The following is a 15,004-nucleotide window of genomic DNA, read 5'->3' on the forward strand; positions in this document are numbered from 1 at the left end:
ACCATGAGCACCAGCACCACCGCCTCCGTGTCCACGCACATCCTGGACACCAGCGTCGGCCGCCCCGCCGAGGCCGTCGCCGTCCAGCTCTCCGCCCGTAGCGGCCGGGACGCCGTGTGGCAGGCGCTCGGCGGCTCCGCGACCGACGCGGACGGCAGGTGCAAGGACCTCCCGGCCCTGCCGGAGGGCACCACCCACGTACGGCTCGACTTCGCGGTGGAGCCGTACTTCGAGAAAACTGCGAACACGCAAGCCGATGCGCAGCAGGACGCCCCCGCGAATCGGGACAGCGGCGCCGGTGTGTTCTTCCCGGAGGTGGCGATCACGTTCGCCGTCGTACCGGGCGAGCACTACCACGTACCGCTGCTGCTCAACCCGTTCGGCTACTCCGTATACCGAGGGAGCTAGCTAAGATGCCCACGATCCTGGGACAGAACCAGTACGGCAAGGCCGAGAACCGAGTCGTCAAGATCACGCGGGACGGCGCCACCCACCACATCAAGGACCTGAACGTGTCCGTGTCGCTGAGCGGCGACATGGAGGAGGTCCACTACTCCGGCTCCAACGCCAACGTCCTGCCGACCGACACCACCAAGAACACGGTGTACGCGTTCGCCAAGGAGCACGGCATAGAGTCGGCCGAGCAGTTCGGCATCCACCTCGCCCGGCACTTCGTCACCTCGCAGGAGCCGATCAAGACGGCCCGGATCCGCATCGAGGAGTACGCCTGGGAGCGGATCGAGGCGGCCGACGCCAACTCGCGGTTCATCGGCGCCGACGAGGTCAAGCACTCCTTCGTCCGCCAGGGCCAGGAGACACGGCTCACCCAGATCACCTATGACGGTGAGCGGTGGGAGGTGATCTCCGGTCTGAAGGACCTCGTCGTGATGAACTCGACCAACTCCGAGTTCTGGGGCTACGTCAAGGACAAGTACACGACGCTGAAGGAGGCCTACGACCGCATCCTGGCCACCCAGGTCTCCGGCCGCTGGCGCTTCAACTGGACCGACGACGACCAGCGCATGCCCAACTGGGAGAAGTCCTACGAGCAGACGAAGAAGCACATGCTCCAGGCCTTCGCCGAGACGTACTCGCTGTCGCTCCAGCAGACCCTGTACCAGATGGGTTCGCGGATCATCGAGAACCGCGGCGAGATCGACGAGGTCCGCTTCTCCCTGCCGAACAAGCACCACTTCCTGGTCGACCTGGAGCCGTTCGGGCTGAAGAACGACAACGAGGTGTACTTCGCCGCCGACCGCCCCTACGGCCTGATCGAGGCGACGATCCTGCGGGACGGCTGCGAGCCGCGCATCCCCGTGGACCTCACCAATCTCTGACGCTTCCTCTTTCGGCACCCGTGGCCGGGGAACCCGTCCCCCCGGCCACGGCACTCAAACTTCCGGGGTCCTGCCGTGCCCACTCCACATCAGCGCAAAGGACGAACCATGGCAGCAGACCGGCGCATCGTCATCGAGAACTGCGCGATCGCGACCGTCGACGCGAACGACACCGAGTACGCCTCCGGGTACGTCGTCCTCGCCGGCAACCGCATCGAGTCGCTCGGCGCGGGCACGGCCCCCGAGGGCCTGGAGAACGTCGTACGCCGCATCGACGCCTCCGGTCACCTCGTGACCCCGGGCCTGATCAACACCCACCACCACTTCTATCAGTGGATCACCCGTGGCCTGGCGACGGACCACAACCTCTTCGACTGGCTGGTCGCGCTGTACCCGGTCTGGGCGCGCATCGACGAGCGGATGGTGCGGGCGGCGGCCCAGGGCTCGCTCGCGGTGATGGCCCGCGGCGGCGTCACCACCGCCATGGACCACCACTACGTCTTCCCGCACGGCTCCGGCGACCTGTCCGGCGCGATCATCGGCGCCGCCCGCGACATGGGCGTCCGCTTCACCCTCGCCCGCGGCTCCATGGACCGCAGCGAGAAGGACGGCGGCCTGCCCCCGGACTTCGCCGTCGAGACCCTGGACGGCGCGCTGGCCGCGACCGAGGAGACCGTCCGGGAGCACCACGACTCCTCCTTCGACGCCATGACCCAGGTCGCCGTCGCGCCCTGCTCGCCCTTCTCCGTCTCCACCGAACTGCTGCGGGACGGCGCCCAGCTCGCCCGCCGCCTCGGCGTACGGCTCCACACCCACGGCTCGGAGACCGTGGAGGAGGAGAAGTTCTGCCACGAACTGTTCGGCATGGGCCCCACCGACTACTTCGAGTCCACCGGCTGGCTCGGCGAGGACGTGTGGATGGCGCACTGCGTCCACATGAACGACTCCGACATCGCCGCCTTCGCCCGGACGAAGACGGGCGTCGCACACTGCCCCTCCTCCAACGCCCGCCTCGCGGCCGGTATCGCCCGGGTCCCGGACATGCTCGCGGCCGGCGTCCCGGTCGGCCTCGGCGTCGACGGCACCGCCTCGAACGAGTCGGGCGAGCTCCACACCGAGCTGCGCAACGCCCTCCTCATCAACCGCCTCGGCCCCCGCAGGGAGGCCGCGCTGAACGCCCGCCAGGCCCTGCGCCTCGGCACCCACGGCGGCGCCCAGGTCCTGGGCCGGGCGGCGGAGACCGGCTCCCTGGAGCCGGGCAAGCTCGCCGACCTGGTCCTGTGGAAGCTGGACACGGTCGCCCACGCCTCCATCGCCGACCCCGTGACCGCCCTGGTCTTCGGCGCGGCGGCCCCGGTCACCGCCTCCTTCGTCGACGGCCGGCAGATCGTCGAGGACGGGCGGCTGCTCACGGCCGACGAGGACGCCATCGCCCGCTCCACGCGGGACGAGGCCCAGCGGCTGGCGAGGATCGCCGCGCAGGGCTGAACACCCCCATGACTCCGGCCGGGAGGGACGGCTCCCGGCCGGTGGCCGTGGACCCGAGCGGGGACCACGGCGCCGTCTCCGGGACGCGCGCGCATGGACGCGCGCGCCCCGGAACGGTACGAACCGTCCGTCGCATGTCCGGTCCCGCACGACCACCCGCACCACCTCCTTGACACCCACGGCAGCCATCGACGCGGCCGTGTACCCGACCGGAGGGACGCCGCCGTGGCCGACCACCCCGTTGACGAAAAACTCCCCGCGCTCAAGATGGCGACGACCGGCCTCCAGCATGTGGCCGCCATGTACGCCGGAGTCGTCGCCCCGCCCCTGATCGTCGGCGCGGCCATCGGCCTGAGCGCCACCGACCTGACCTTCCTCACCGGCGCCTGCCTGTTCACCGCGGGCCTCGCCACGTTCCTTCAGACCCTGGGCATCTGGAAGATCGGCGCCCGGCTGCCCTTCGTCAACGGCGTCACCTTCGCCGGTGTCGCCCCCATGACCGCGATCGTCGCCTCCACCGAGGACAAGTCCGACGCCCTGCCGATCATCTTCGGCGCGGTCATCGTCGCCGGACTCCTGGGCTTCATCGCCGCCCCCTTCTTCAGCAAGGCGGTGCGCTTCTTCCCGCCGGTGGTCACCGGGACGGTCATCACCCTCATAGGCATCTCCCTCCTCCCGGTCGCCTTCGGCTGGGCGCAGGGACCCGACCCGGCGGCACACGACTACGGTTCGGCGACCAACCTGGGACTGGCCGCCGTCACCCTGTTGATCGTGCTGCTCCTGCGCCGCTTCACCTCCGGCTTCGTCAAGCAGATCGCGGTGCTGCTCGGCCTGGTCGCGGGCACGCTGATCGCGATCCCGTTCGGCGCCACGGACTTCGGCCCGGTCGCGGACGCGGCCGTCATCGGCTTCCCGACCCCGTTCCACTTCGGTGCCCCGCAGTTCCAGCTCGCCGCGATCATCTCCCTCTGCGTTGTCATGGTGGTCTCGATGACCGAATCGACCGCCGACATGCTGGCGTTGGGCGAGATAGTCGACCGCCCGGCCGACGAGAAGACCATCGCTGCCGGTCTGCGCGCCGACACCCTCGGCTCGGCGATCAGCCCGCTCTTCAACGGCTTCATGTGCAGCGCCTTCGCGCAGAACATCGGCCTGGTCGCCATGACGAGGATCCGCAGCCGGTACGTCGTCGCCACCGGCGGAGGCTTCCTGGTGCTGATGGGCCTCTGCCCCATGGCCGCGTCCCTGATCGCCGTCGTACCGCGCCCGGTGCTCGGCGGGGCGGGCGTGGTGCTGTTCGGCTCGGTCGCCGCCAGCGGCATCCAGACCCTGGTCAGGGCCGGCCTGGACAAGGACAACAACGTCCTGATCGTGGCCGTCTCCCTGGCCGTCGGCATCATCCCCATCACGGCGCCGGAGTTCTACCACGCGTTCCCTGAAACGGCGCGCATCGTCCTGGACTCCGGCATCTCGACGGGGTGCGTGGCGGCCGTCCTGCTCAACCTGGTCTTCAACCACCTGGGCAACAAGGACGCGCAGGACGTCACCCACCCCATGGAGGCGGGCGAGGAGATCACCGGAGCCAGCCGGGCTCCTGCCTAGAGGCCGAAGAGATCCGGGTCCGAAGCCAGTTCCTTGAAGACCTTCGCGGGGTCGGCGACCAGCCTGCGTTCCTTGAGGTCCAGGATGCCGCCGACCGCCGTGATCTCGGCGGCCACCGTGCCGTCGGTCTTGCGGACGGTCTGCTCGATGCGGAACGTCTTGCCGCTGCCCCAGTCGAAGGCGCAGGTCACCTCGACCTCGTCGCCCGCGAGCAGCTCCCGTTTGTAGCGGATGGTCGTCTCCAGGGCCACCGGGCCAACGCCGGTTCCCGTGAGCGCGGACTGGCTGATCCCCGCGGCGTGCAGCAAAGACCAGCGGGCGTGCTCCGCGTAGTTCAGGTACACGCTCTGGTTGAGGTGACCCTGCACGTCGGTCTCGTAACCACGGACGGTCACAGGGACGGAAAACGGCTCGCTCACGGCATTCCCCTCTCGCACCGGACTCTCTCGCACCGGACTCTCATGCACCGGACTCTCCATGCATCGCGCAACGATCCACCGATCTTGGCATGTCCATCACGCTCTGCGCGGCGAAGCCAGGAGATACCGGGTTCCGGTGCGCGGTTCGCGGTGGTCGCTCACCTGCCAGCCTGCCCCCTCCAGAGTGGCCGCGCAGGCCCGCAGTGCCTCGCCGTCCGGCTCGTGCACGGCCACGGCCTCCGGCTGCGGGGTCGTCCGCACGCGGTACCCGGAGGCGCCGGGCCCTGGCCCGGCCGGCTGCTGCCCGGCCGCCTCCAGGGCGAGCGCGGCGGCCTCCGCCAGATGCGCCCGCTCCCAGCCGCAGGGCCGGTCCGTGGCCCCGTCCGGGTTGGTCATCCGGCGCAGCTCCAGCAGCCCCTGCCAGGCGCTGTGCACCTCACGGCGCCGGGCCGGACGCCCGGTTTCCGGCGCCCTCTCCTCGCCCCCGACACGCGCCGCGAACACCCCCGTCGACGCGGGGGCCTCACCGGCCGGCTCGGGCGCCCCCGTCACGCCCTGCCGTACCCGGTGCCCCTCCGGCGTCAGAAAGTGATCGTGCGGCGGCCGGGGGTGCCGGAAGGCGAGACCGCGTTTCACCAGCGCCGCGAGCTGCGCCTCCGTACCCCTGAGCCGCCCGGTGACCGGGTCGGCGGCGTCGATGACACGCCGCTGCGCGACGGTCGGCGGTCGGGTCACGGCGCGCTCCTCTCCGCCTCGGACAGTCCCCGGGGCATTCGCCCCACCTGCTCGAAGGCTACGACCCGCCACTGACAATCCCTGCCGGGACCACTCCTCACCCCTGAGGCACGGTCCCCTCACCCCTGAGGCACGGTCCGCTGCGAGCCGGAGCTCGGGACGTCTGGGTCAGACAAGGTCCCGGCGGCGGCCCACGGGTGCCGTGAGCAGGTACAGCGGCGGCAGGAGGGCGGCTGAGCACACCATCCACAGGGTCGCGTGCGTCCCCGCGTACGTGGCGAGCAGGCCGGCGGTGAGGGCCCCGAGTGGCTGGGCGCCCCAGGAGACGAAGCGGACGGTGGCCATGACCCGGGAGAGAAGCGCGGGCGGAGACTCGGTCTGGCGGTGGGTGCGGGTGGTGATCGACCCGATGGCGGTGCCGAAGGCGAAGCCGGCACTGCCCAGGGCGAACCAGTACGCGTCGGCGGCGGATGTGGTCAGCGGGGCCAGCAGGGCGGCACCGCCGCCCGCCAGCGCCGTACCGACGAGGCCCCGGGCCGTGCCGAACCGCCGGGTGAGCCGGACCGCCACCGCGGATCCCGCGAGAGCGCCCACTCCGTCCATGGCGAGCACCAGGCCGAGTTGTGCGGGCGTCAGTCCGGCCTCCCGGACCAGGTACAGGGGAGTGAGGGCGACCAGGGCGGCGCAGACGAAGTTCGTGGCGGTGGCCCAGAGCATGCAGGGCAGCATCACCGGATGCCTCGTCACATACGTCCAGCCCTCGCGGATCATCCGGAGGGTGCCGTCGCCGGAGGGCGGAGCGGGACGGCGCTCGGGGAGGGTACGCAGCAGCACGGCGGAGAGCAGGTAGCTGGCCGAGTCCACGAGCAGTGCGCCGACCGGGCCCGCGGCGTGCACGAGGAGGCCGCCCCCGGAAGGCCCTCCGGTCTCGGTGACGGCGTGGGTGCCGGACATCAGGCTGTTGCGGGCGGCGAGCTGCTTGTCCGGGACGATGGCGGGCAGGAAGGTCGAGTTGCCGATGTCGAAGAGCACGGTCGCGGCGCCGGTGACCAGAGCGGCGAGCAACAGGTGCTGGTAGGTGAGCCGGTCGAGCCACCAGGCGAGCGGGATCGATCCGACGGCGGTGAACCGTACGAGATCGAGGGTGACCTGGAGGTGTCGGAGCGGGACGCGCTGGGCGATCACTCCGGCCGGGAGGCTGAGCAGCAGCCAGGAGATCTGTCCGGCGGCGGCGAGCAGGGCGGCCTGGAACGCGGTGACGTCCAGGACGGTGAGGGCGATCAGGGGCAGGGCGAGGGCGGTGACGGCTGTGCCGGCGTTGCTGACGGTGGCAGCGGCCCAGTAACGCCAGAAGACGGCCGGAGGCAGAGTCGCGTGGTGAACGCTGTGGAGATCGCGCTCCGGGACTGTCGGCGTCTCGCTCATACGATGCCCACCCTTCAGTGAGTCTCTTTTGGGAACTTACTCGATCACACGTCAGTTCCTATCTGGAACTGACCGCATGGCGCAAGATGGTTCAAGGCCCGGACGTTGGATCCGCGAGACAGGAGACCCATGGTCAGGTCGGTGCCCGAGCGGGACGCCGCCTGTGCGATCGCGCAGGCGGCGGCGGTGGTCGGCGACTGGTGGAGCCTGCTCCTGGTTCGGGAGGCCGCACGCGGGCACCACCGGTTCGACGTGCTTCAGGAGGAGTTGGGGATCTCCCGGAAGGTGCTGACCGAGCGCCTTGCGCACTTGGTGGAGGCGGAGATCCTGGAGAAGGTGCCGTATCAGCGCGGCCCGGTGCGGTACGAGTACCGGCTGACGGAGAGCGGGCGGGGGCTGCTGCCCGTGCTGCTCTCGATGCAGGACTGGGCGGACCGCTGGCTGCTCGGTGACGGCTCGCTGAGCGGCACGGCCGACGGGGAGAGCGCGGAGGCGCTGCGGGTGGCGGACCTGGTGGGTGAGCGGCTGCCGACCCTCGAACTGCCGGGACACCGGGACGGTGAGTCGCTGGACCCGGTCGCCGAGGCCGCGGCCACCGTGCTGTTCTGCTACCCGGCGACCGGTCGCCCGGGTCCATTGCCGGACGGATGGGCCGACATCCCGGGTGCCATCGGCTGCACGCTGGAGAACCGGTTGTTCCGGGACGCGTACGACGACTTCCGGGCGGCGGGTGCCGAGGTGCGCGGCGTGAGTACCCAACGCCCGGACGAGCAGCGGGTGTTCGCGGTCGAGGAGGGCATCCCCTTCACTCTGCTCTCAGACGTCGACCTGCGCCTCGCCGCCGCTCTGCGCCTTCCGGTGTTCCGTGCCGGGCAGACGCTGCGGCTGAAGCGGGCGGTGCTGGTGGTGGACCGCGAACGCGTCGTGCGTCAGGCCCGCTTCCCGGTGACGGACATCCCGGGCGCGGTGCGCGAGGCGCTGGCGGTGGTACGGCGGGTGGCGGCGGGGAGCTGACGGGCCCCGGGCCCGGTACGGAACCGGGCGCGAGGCGTCGCCTGCCGTACGTCAGTGATCAGCCGAGTACGAGATGAACGCGGCCCACTGCTGGGGTCCGAAGGCGAGCTGAGGACCCCATATGTGCTTGGAGTCCCTCACGTGAATGGCCTTGGGGGCGAAGGCGACTTCCACGCACTCCGGGCCTTCATTCGTGCTGTAGCTGCTCTTGAACCACTTCAGGGCGGAGCTGTTCCCCGTCGAAGGGTTGGTCATCATGTTTCTCCCAGCACTTTCTCGATGAAGGCCAGCGACTCACGGGGTGTAAGTGCTTGGGCCCGGATGATGCCATGGTGGATCTCAAGGATCTGGACTTCCTTGGGATGCGAGATCAGCCGACTGATGAGGTGGGCCTCGTTGTGCCCCACGGTGTCCCCCTCCTTGAGCCGGAGCAGCTGAAACGGCCCAGCAAGACCGGCGTGGTCCTCGCGATCCGTGGGCATCACCTGGATCTCCACGTTCCGCCGCCGGCCGATCTCCATCAGGTGTTCGAGCTGCTTCCGCATCACCATTTTGCCCCCGAGGGGCCGACGTAGCGTCACCTCTTCCAAGACGAAGCTGAAGACAGGAGCGGGCCGCTGATCGAAGATCTCCTGCCGTGCCAGGCGTGCGGCGACAAGGCGTTCCACCTCGTCCTCGCTGAAGGGCGGACGCCGCATCCCGTACAGCACACTCGCGTACTCAGGCGTCTGAAGCAGGCCATGGATGACGGAGTTGGCGTAGGCGCACAGTTCAACGGCCTCCGCTTCCAGCTTCGCCAGATCCCGCACCTTCTTCGGATACCGGGCCTGCTCCACGTCCTTCCGCAACCCGGCGATCAACCCACCCGCGTCCAACGCCCGGTCGGCCGCGTCCAGAAACGTCGGGCTCGGTGCCCGCCGCCCCCGCTCCACCGAGGACACCTGCTCCTCGCTGTACCCGATGGCCGCCCCCAACTCGGCCTGTTTGAAGCCTTTCCGCTCCCGGCACGACTTGACGACCTTGCCGACGGTCCGCAGTACCGCCGCCGACTCCTCGTCATCCGCGCCGTACCGCTCCATCCCGTCACCCTGCTGCGGTCCCTGCCCCGTCACGCCCACGCTCGGCCACCTCCACATGTACGCCGCCCGTACCCAACGCCCCACCGGCCCGCCGCGTAACTCCACGCCGCCCGGACAGAGCCGGACAGCGACCGGACAGTGACGCTGTGTACCGCGATGATTACTGGTCAGCGTAGAGATGGCCGACCACGCTGAGTGACATGAACGCCGATATCGCCCACTCGACGGCATCCCAACCCGGCACCCTCGCAGGCCACTTCGCCATCCGCCCTACTGCCGATAGCCGCTGAGGAACCGCCCGATCCGCCCGATCGCCGCCTCCAGGTCGTCGGCGTGCGGCAGGGTCAGGATCCGGAAGTGGTCCGGGGTCGGCCAGTTGAAGCCCGTGCCCTGGACGACCTGGATCTTCTCGCGCAGCAGCAGGTCGAGGACGAACTTCTCGTCGTCGTGGATGTTGTGCACCTTGGGGTCGATGCGCGGGAAGGCGTACAGCGCGCCCTTGGGCTTCACGCAGCTCACGCCGGGGATCTCGTTGAGCTTCTCCCAGGCCACGTCCCGCTGCTCCAGCAGTCGCCCGCCCGGCCTGGTGAGGTCGCCGATGGACTGCCGCCCACCGAGCGCCGCCTGGATGGCGTACTGGGCGGGCGCGTTGGCGCACAGCCGCATGGAGGCCAGCATCGTGAGGCCCTCCAGATAGTCCTTCGCGTGCTGCCTCGGGCCCGTGACCACCAGCCAGCCGGAGCGGAAGCCCGCCACGCGGTAGGTCTTCGACAGGCCGCAGAAGGTGAGAACCACCAGGTCGGGGGCGAGCGCGGCGGCCGAGTGGTGCACGGCGTCGTCGTAGAGGATCTGGTCGTAGATCTCGTCGGCGAACACCATCAGGCCGTGACGGCGGGCGAGGTCGAGGATGCCCTCGATGATCTCCTTGGGGTAGACCGCGCCCGTGGGGTTGTTCGGGTTGATGATGACCACGGCCTTCGTGCGGTCCGTGATCTTCGACGCCATGTCGTCCAGATCCGGGTACCAGTCCGCCTGCTCGTCGCACAGATAGTGGACCGCCTTGCCGCCCGCGAGGGTCGTCACCGCCGTCCAGAGGGGGAAGTCCGGGGCGGGGATCAGGACCTCGTCGCCGTCCTCCAGCAGGGCCTGTACGGCCATGGAGACCAGCTCCGACACGCCGTTGCCGAGGAAGACGTCGTCGACGCCGACCTCCAGGCCCAGCGTCTGGTAGCGCTGGGCCACCGCCCGGCGGGCGGACAGCACGCCGCGCGAGTCGGTGTAGCCGTGTGCCTGCGGCAGCATCCGGATCATGTCCTGGACGATCTCCTCCGGCGCCTCGAACCCGAAGAGGGCCGGATTGCCGGTGTTCAGGCGCAGCACACTGTGTCCCGCCTCCTCCAGCGCGTTGGCGTGCTCGATCACCGGGCCGCGGATCTCGTAACAGACCTCGCTCAGCTTGCTCGACTGCCGGAACTCCATGCGCGCGCTTCCCCTCGGCCGATTGGTGTTGCTTGGTTTTACCAAGTAGCCGCTTGGAAAGTCCAACAACTTGTCTAGACTGCGTCGCATGCCACCTCGCCGAAGCTACGACCAGTACTGTTCCGCCGCCCGCGCGCTCGACCTGGTCGGCGACCGCTGGACCCTGCTGATCGTCCGGGAACTCCTCGCCGGTCCCCGCCGCTACACCGACCTGCACGCGGACCTGCCCGGCGTCAGCACGGACGTACTCGCCTCGCGGCTGAAGGACATGGAGCGCGACGGCCTCACCACCCGGCGCCGGCTGCCCCCGCCCGGTGCGGCGAACGTGTACGAAGTCACGTCTCGTGGGCGGGAGTTGCTGCCGGTGCTGCAAGCGCTGGGGGAGTGGGGGCAGGCGGAACTGGGGGAGCGGCGGCCGACGGACGCGGTCCGGGCGCACTGGTTCGCCCTGCCCCTGCTGCGGCAGTTGGACGGGGACGGGCTCGTCGAAGTCCGGCTGGAGGAAGGGCACTTCCACCTCTTCGCCGGTGCCGAGGACGGGCCCGTGTACGGCGACGGACCCGCCCCGGGGGAGCCGGACGCCCTGCTGGTCCTGGACACCGGCACCTGTACGGCCATCGGCCGGGGGGAGCTGACCCTGGCGGACGCCGTGCGGGAGGGCCGGGTCGAGGTGAGCGGCGACGGCACGCTCGCCAAGGCGCTGCGCGACACATGACAGAAGGCCCGCACGAAGCGGGCCTTCCGAGTCCGAGTCAGGCTCAGCTTCGGGTCAGGCAGTGGGCGGCGGCATACCCGGCGGCCGCCCCGAGCCGCGTGTCAGCCGGTAACCGGCGACACCCGCGAGCGCGGCCAGCGCCCCGCCCAGCGCGGTCCACACCCACCGGTCCGACCACCAGCCCGACGCCCAGCCGTCCTCGGGTTCGAGCCCGGCCAGGACCGCCGAGGACTCCTTCTCGTCCCCGGACCCGGACCTCGTCGCGATCCCCGGCACCAGCGGCTCGGCCAGCGAGCCGTCCACCGCCGCGGATCCGCCGACGTCCTTGGAGTCCACCCGTACCTCGGAGCCGATCGGCAGTCCCAGGTCGGAGGCGGCGACGCCGGTGACCGTCAGCCGCACGTAGTACGTACCCGGCAGCGGGTCGTTCGCCCAGGGCTCCGACCAGGCACGGACCGTGCGCAGCACGCAGGCCAGTTCCACGGAGGCGGCGTCCGAGGCGGCGGTGCGCGTCTGCGCGCCGTACTGGCATGCCTGGCGGCGGCGCAGACCGTCGTAGACGTCGATCTGCCAGGTCTGCGTGGCGTGGGTGTCCGGCAGCTTCACTTTCGCCGTGACGGTGGGGCGCTGCCCGGTGTCGGCCGGGAACGACCAGTACAGGTAGTCGCCGGTGGAGCCGCTCGCGGTGGCCTGCTGCCCTTGCTCGATCTCCGTCGCGGTACGGAAGGAGGTGCCCGCCCGCGTGGGTACCGACTTCTCCGACGCGTCCTGCGACGGACTCGGCGAGGAGTCGGCCGCCGCAGGCGCGGCGGCGAGCCCCAGGGCCAGCAACGCGGCGCCCAACGCACGTATCACTCGCATCAGTTGGTCCTCCAGACCGCGATCCGCCAGCGAGACAGCCAGCCCCAGACGAGACCGGCGAGGAAGCCGGTGAGGATCAGCGCGCCGAGCAGCCACCAGCCGCGGCCCAGGCCGAAGGAGGCCACGTCACTCGCTTGCGACGGGCCGTCGACGACGTCCACCGTCAGCTCCAGCGGCAGCCCGGGCGCGGTCTTCACGCCGGAGGCCGCCGAGAAGGAGTGGGTGACCGTCAGGCACACGATCTCCGCGGCCGGCTTGTCGCTGTCACCGTCGGTGTCGTCGCGCTCGGGCTCGGGGTACCTGAGGCCCGTCGAGATCACGTCCGTACGGCCGTTACCCGCCGCCTCGCCGCGCACGATCTCCCGGCCCTTGCCCGTGACGGCCCGCAGCAGCACGCCGTAGCCGGGGTTCACGGCCCGGTCGGCCGCCACGCTCACCGAGGCACGCAGCTCCTGCCCCGGCAGGACCTCCACCCGGTACCAGCGCTGCTGCCCGAACTCCTCACGGTCGGTGTACAGGCCCGACTTCAGCGTCGGCGCCTCCGAGCACCGGGCCCCGCCCTCCGTGGCGACCGGCGTCACCACCGGATCGGCCGCCCGGTCCACCAACTGGTTGACCTTGTCGGTGAGTTCGTCCTGGTGCTCCACCGAGGTGTAGGTGCCGCCGGTGGCCTCGGCGATGCAGCTCAGCTGCTTGCTCAGCTTGGCGGTCGGCACCAGGCCCAGGGTGTCGATGGTCAGGCCGATGCCCTTCGCCGCGATCTCGCGGGCCACCTCGCACGGGTCGAGCGGGGCGCAGGTGTCCTCGCCGTCGCTGATCAGCACGATGCGCTTGGAGCCGTCGCCGCCCTCCAGGTCGTCGGCCGCCTTCAGCAGGGCCGGGCCGATCGGCGTCCAGCCCGTCGGGGTGAGCGTGGCGACGGCCGTCTTGGCCTCGGTGCGGTCCAGCGGGCCGACCGGATAGAGCTGCGCGGTGTCCTTGCAGCCCGTCTTCCGGTCGTCCCCGGGGTAGTCGGCGCCGAGGGTGCGGATGCCGAGTTCGACCTCCTCGGGCGTCGCGTCGAGCACCTCGTTGAACGCCTGCTTCGCGGCGGCCATCCGCGACTGTCCGTCGATGTCCCGCGCCCGCATCGAGCCGCTCACATCGAGGACGAGGTCGACCTTGGGGGCGGCCTGGCCCGTGGGTTCGCCGGCGGCCGCTCCGGCCGGGAAGGCGATCCCGGCCGTCAGCGCGGCGAGCAGGGCACAGACGCCCGCCGCCAGCCGTTTTCTTATGATCATCGGCGGATCTTATGGAGCGCCGGGGCCGTACTCCAAAACGAGGCTCACGCAAGGGGATTGGGCAGTTCCGCCCACTGGTCCCCGGGCGTCTGCGGCGAGAGCCGCATCAGCGTCAGCGCCTTGGTGGGCACGGGTTCCGTAAGCAGTGCGGTGAGGTCCGGGGAGCGTGGGAGGCTGGACACGGCCGTCTCCAGCGCCACCGCGAGCGCCGCCCCCGACCCCGCCGTCCCGGCCAGCGCGCCCGCCACCAGCGAGCCGAACAGCTTGCGGCGCAGCGTGCGTTCGTCGTCCGTGACCATACGGGCGGGCAGGTCTGGGGGTGTGATGCCGTGCCGTGCGAGGCGGGCCGGGCTGACGCGGATGTCGGCCAGGTCGCGGTAGACGAGCCGCAGCGGGTCGCCCTCCGGCGAGAGGACCACCAGGAGGTTCTGGCCGTGTGCCTCCAGGGCCACGCCCAGCTCCAGCAGCCGCAGCCCGACGCTGAGGGCGAGGCGCGCGAAGCCGGCCAGCCAGGCGGGGGAGCGGGGGAGCGCGCTGGTCGCGAGCGCCGCCACCGGCAGGACCCGTTCACCGCTCCCGGCGTACGTCTGCGGCGACTCCCGCAGCACGGCCGCGAAGTCGGGGGAACCGGCCGCAGCCGCGCCCAGGGTACGCGTGACGTGCAGCAGGCCGTCCGTGCGCGCCGCCGGGATCTCGGCGAAGTCCGACAGCAGAGCGGACGCGGCCACCGAGGGCAGCGAGATGTCCCGCACCGACGACGTCAGCCGGGCGCTGAGGGAGGTCTTGACGTGCGGCCCGCCGGGCAGGGCGAGCGTCCGCAGGGACATCAGCGGGTGTCCGGCGCGCCGCTCCTCGCACGTCCGCTTCAGCACATGCGCCGCCTGCCAGGGGTGCACCGGCAGCACCACCCGCCCCCCGTCCCGCAGATCACCCGGCCAGACGCCCGTCACCAGGCACTCCTCCGCCCGCACCGGCACCAGACCCAGCTCCACGACCGGCCGGTGCTCGGGCCCGTAGGCGAGCTGCTCGGCCACCGAGAAACCGGGCCGGGACCGGCAGGTGGGGTGGAACGGATGCCCGTCGACGATCCGCTGCTCCCACTCCCAGTCGTTCCCCGGCCACTCGTCCGCCGGGAGTCCGTCCTGCCCCGCTCTCGACAGCGCCAACGAGGCGACACTGTGCCCGAGTTCGGCCGCGAAGGAGGCGGAGTGCGGGACGGCGAGGTCCGTCACCAGCCGCGCCGGATCGTCGTACTCCGTCCTGTCGAGCCCCACGGTGGTGACGTAGCCGCCGGTCGCGTACGGATCCGGCGGCGGGCCGTGCAGCCGGCGGCCGTCGGACAGGAACAGGGTCAGCCCGTCCCGGCCCGGCTCCCTACGGGCCACCCAGGGCAGTGGATCATGGGCGAGACCGCGCCACAGACGGGACAGCACCGCCGCGCGGGCCCCGGGCAGTTCGGCCTCGTACCGCGGCAGCAGTCCGGGCCGTACGGCGGCCAGTTCTTCGGCGACCTCGGCCTCGGCGGTGGGGGAACGGTGCACGGGCGGGCTCCTCGGGTACGAATAGGGCG

The 15,004-nt window shown here is 70.9% G+C and carries 15 protein-coding genes; 6 read left to right on the top strand and 9 right to left on the bottom strand.

What is annotated here, in order from left to right; genetic code table 11:
- The first annotated feature begins 3 nt into the window (after positions 1–3).
- The 4 genes from uraH to ACIBK5_RS35095 all read left to right on the top strand — a co-directional run bounded on the left by uraH (position 4) and on the right by ACIBK5_RS35095 (position 4,427).
- Entirely contained in the window at positions 4–408 is a 405-nt protein-coding gene (uraH, locus tag ACIBK5_RS35080) for a hydroxyisourate hydrolase (RefSeq protein WP_399026076.1), read from the top strand.
- Between the two features lie 5 nt (positions 409–413).
- On the top strand, positions 414–1,337 hold the full coding sequence (gene pucL, locus ACIBK5_RS35085) for a factor-independent urate hydroxylase (RefSeq protein WP_399026078.1): 924 nt from the start codon (positions 414–416) through the stop codon (positions 1,335–1,337).
- Positions 1,338–1,445: 108 nt separating this feature from the next.
- On the top strand, positions 1,446–2,825 hold the full coding sequence (locus tag ACIBK5_RS35090) for an 8-oxoguanine deaminase (protein WP_399026080.1): 1,380 nt from the start codon (positions 1,446–1,448) through the stop codon (positions 2,823–2,825).
- 225 nt (positions 2,826–3,050) lie between these two features.
- Positions 3,051–4,427, top strand: a complete 1,377-nt coding sequence (locus tag ACIBK5_RS35095; protein ID WP_399026082.1) for a nucleobase:cation symporter-2 family protein — start codon at positions 3,051–3,053, stop codon at positions 4,425–4,427.
- Here the strand turns inward: ACIBK5_RS35095 and ACIBK5_RS35100 are convergent.
- The 3 genes from ACIBK5_RS35100 to ACIBK5_RS35110 form a co-directional block, all read right to left on the bottom strand.
- Positions 4,424–4,846 (bottom strand): acyl-CoA thioesterase, encoded by a 423-nt coding sequence (locus tag ACIBK5_RS35100; protein ID WP_399026083.1) that lies wholly within the window; start codon positions 4,844–4,846, stop codon positions 4,424–4,426. The two genes, ACIBK5_RS35095 and ACIBK5_RS35100, sit on opposite strands and share 4 nt — an antisense overlap.
- 96 nt (positions 4,847–4,942) lie before the next feature.
- Complete coding sequence (locus ACIBK5_RS35105; RefSeq protein WP_399026085.1) at positions 4,943–5,581, bottom strand: hypothetical protein; 639 nt, start codon at positions 5,579–5,581, stop codon at positions 4,943–4,945.
- A gap of 168 nt (positions 5,582–5,749) precedes the next feature.
- Positions 5,750–7,006 carry an MFS transporter gene (locus ACIBK5_RS35110; protein WP_399026087.1) on the bottom strand — a complete coding sequence of 419 codons (1,257 nt, stop codon included), beginning with the start codon at positions 7,004–7,006 and terminating at the stop codon, positions 5,750–5,752.
- 129 nt (positions 7,007–7,135) lie between these two features.
- Here ACIBK5_RS35110 and ACIBK5_RS35115 point away from each other — a divergent pair, with 129 nt between their 5' ends.
- A complete protein-coding gene (locus ACIBK5_RS35115) occupies positions 7,136–8,020 on the top strand; it encodes a winged helix-turn-helix transcriptional regulator (RefSeq protein WP_399026089.1) in 885 nt (294 codons plus the stop codon).
- 51 nt (positions 8,021–8,071) lie between these two features.
- On the opposite strand, the gene ACIBK5_RS35120 is transcribed toward ACIBK5_RS35115, so the two are convergent.
- The 3 genes from ACIBK5_RS35120 to ACIBK5_RS35130 form a co-directional block, all read right to left on the bottom strand.
- The gene (locus tag ACIBK5_RS35120) at positions 8,072–8,278 is read right to left on the bottom strand and encodes a DUF397 domain-containing protein (protein ID WP_399026091.1); all 207 of its coding nucleotides are present in this window, start codon (positions 8,276–8,278) and stop codon (positions 8,072–8,074) included.
- Positions 8,275–9,099: a helix-turn-helix domain-containing protein gene (locus ACIBK5_RS35125; RefSeq protein ID WP_399026093.1), complete on the bottom strand. Its 825-nt coding sequence runs from the start codon at positions 9,097–9,099 to the stop codon at positions 8,275–8,277. Before ACIBK5_RS35125 ends, ACIBK5_RS35120 begins: the two co-directional genes overlap by 4 nt.
- A gap of 270 nt (positions 9,100–9,369) precedes the next feature.
- Positions 9,370–10,578: a pyridoxal phosphate-dependent aminotransferase gene (locus tag ACIBK5_RS35130; RefSeq protein ID WP_399026095.1), complete on the bottom strand. Its 1,209-nt coding sequence runs from the start codon at positions 10,576–10,578 to the stop codon at positions 9,370–9,372.
- Between the two features lie 88 nt (positions 10,579–10,666).
- On the opposite strand from ACIBK5_RS35130, the gene ACIBK5_RS35135 reads away from it, so the two are divergent.
- The gene (locus ACIBK5_RS35135; protein WP_399026097.1) at positions 10,667–11,293 is read left to right on the top strand and encodes a winged helix-turn-helix transcriptional regulator; all 627 of its coding nucleotides are present in this window, start codon (positions 10,667–10,669) and stop codon (positions 11,291–11,293) included.
- 54 nt (positions 11,294–11,347) lie between these two features.
- Here the strand turns inward: ACIBK5_RS35135 and ACIBK5_RS35140 are convergent, their stop codons facing one another.
- The 3 genes from ACIBK5_RS35140 to ACIBK5_RS35150 are packed head-to-tail and all read right to left on the bottom strand — an operon-like array spanning position 11,348 to position 14,975.
- Entirely contained in the window at positions 11,348–12,154 is an 807-nt protein-coding gene (locus ACIBK5_RS35140) for a hypothetical protein (protein ID WP_399026099.1), read from the bottom strand.
- Positions 12,154–13,434 carry a vWA domain-containing protein gene (locus tag ACIBK5_RS35145; RefSeq protein ID WP_399026101.1) on the bottom strand — a complete coding sequence of 427 codons (1,281 nt, stop codon included), beginning with the start codon at positions 13,432–13,434 and terminating at the stop codon, positions 12,154–12,156. Before ACIBK5_RS35145 ends, ACIBK5_RS35140 begins: the two co-directional genes overlap by 1 nt.
- A gap of 44 nt (positions 13,435–13,478) precedes the next feature.
- Positions 13,479–14,975 (bottom strand): IucA/IucC family protein, encoded by a 1,497-nt coding sequence (locus ACIBK5_RS35150; protein WP_399026103.1) that lies wholly within the window; start codon positions 14,973–14,975, stop codon positions 13,479–13,481.
- Between the last annotated feature and the right edge of the window lie 29 nt (positions 14,976–15,004).

It is taken from the genome of Streptomyces sp. NPDC050546 (genome assembly GCF_044457425.1).
GTDB lineage: Bacteria > Actinomycetota > Actinomycetes > Streptomycetales > Streptomycetaceae > Streptomyces.

Coding starts and splice junctions, on each gene's coding strand:
- uraH (WP_399026076.1), top strand. CDS start 4: ATGAGCACCAGCACCACCGCCTCCGTGTCCACGCACATCCTGGACACC.
- pucL (WP_399026078.1), top strand. CDS start 414: ATGCCCACGATCCTGGGACAGAACCAGTACGGCAAGGCCGAGAACCGA.
- ACIBK5_RS35090 (WP_399026080.1), top strand. CDS start 1,446: ATGGCAGCAGACCGGCGCATCGTCATCGAGAACTGCGCGATCGCGACC.
- ACIBK5_RS35110 (WP_399026087.1), bottom strand. CDS start 7,006: ATGAGCGAGACGCCGACAGTCCCGGAGCGCGATCTCCACAGCGTTCAC.
- ACIBK5_RS35115 (WP_399026089.1), top strand. CDS start 7,136: ATGGTCAGGTCGGTGCCCGAGCGGGACGCCGCCTGTGCGATCGCGCAG.
- ACIBK5_RS35120 (WP_399026091.1), bottom strand. CDS start 8,278: ATGATGACCAACCCTTCGACGGGGAACAGCTCCGCCCTGAAGTGGTTC.
- ACIBK5_RS35125 (WP_399026093.1), bottom strand. CDS start 9,099: ATGGAGCGGTACGGCGCGGATGACGAGGAGTCGGCGGCGGTACTGCGG.
- ACIBK5_RS35130 (WP_399026095.1), bottom strand. CDS start 10,578: ATGGAGTTCCGGCAGTCGAGCAAGCTGAGCGAGGTCTGTTACGAGATC.
- ACIBK5_RS35135 (WP_399026097.1), top strand. CDS start 10,667: ATGCCACCTCGCCGAAGCTACGACCAGTACTGTTCCGCCGCCCGCGCG.
- ACIBK5_RS35140 (WP_399026099.1), bottom strand. CDS start 12,154: ATGCGAGTGATACGTGCGTTGGGCGCCGCGTTGCTGGCCCTGGGGCTC.
- ACIBK5_RS35145 (WP_399026101.1), bottom strand. CDS start 13,434: ATGATCATAAGAAAACGGCTGGCGGCGGGCGTCTGTGCCCTGCTCGCC.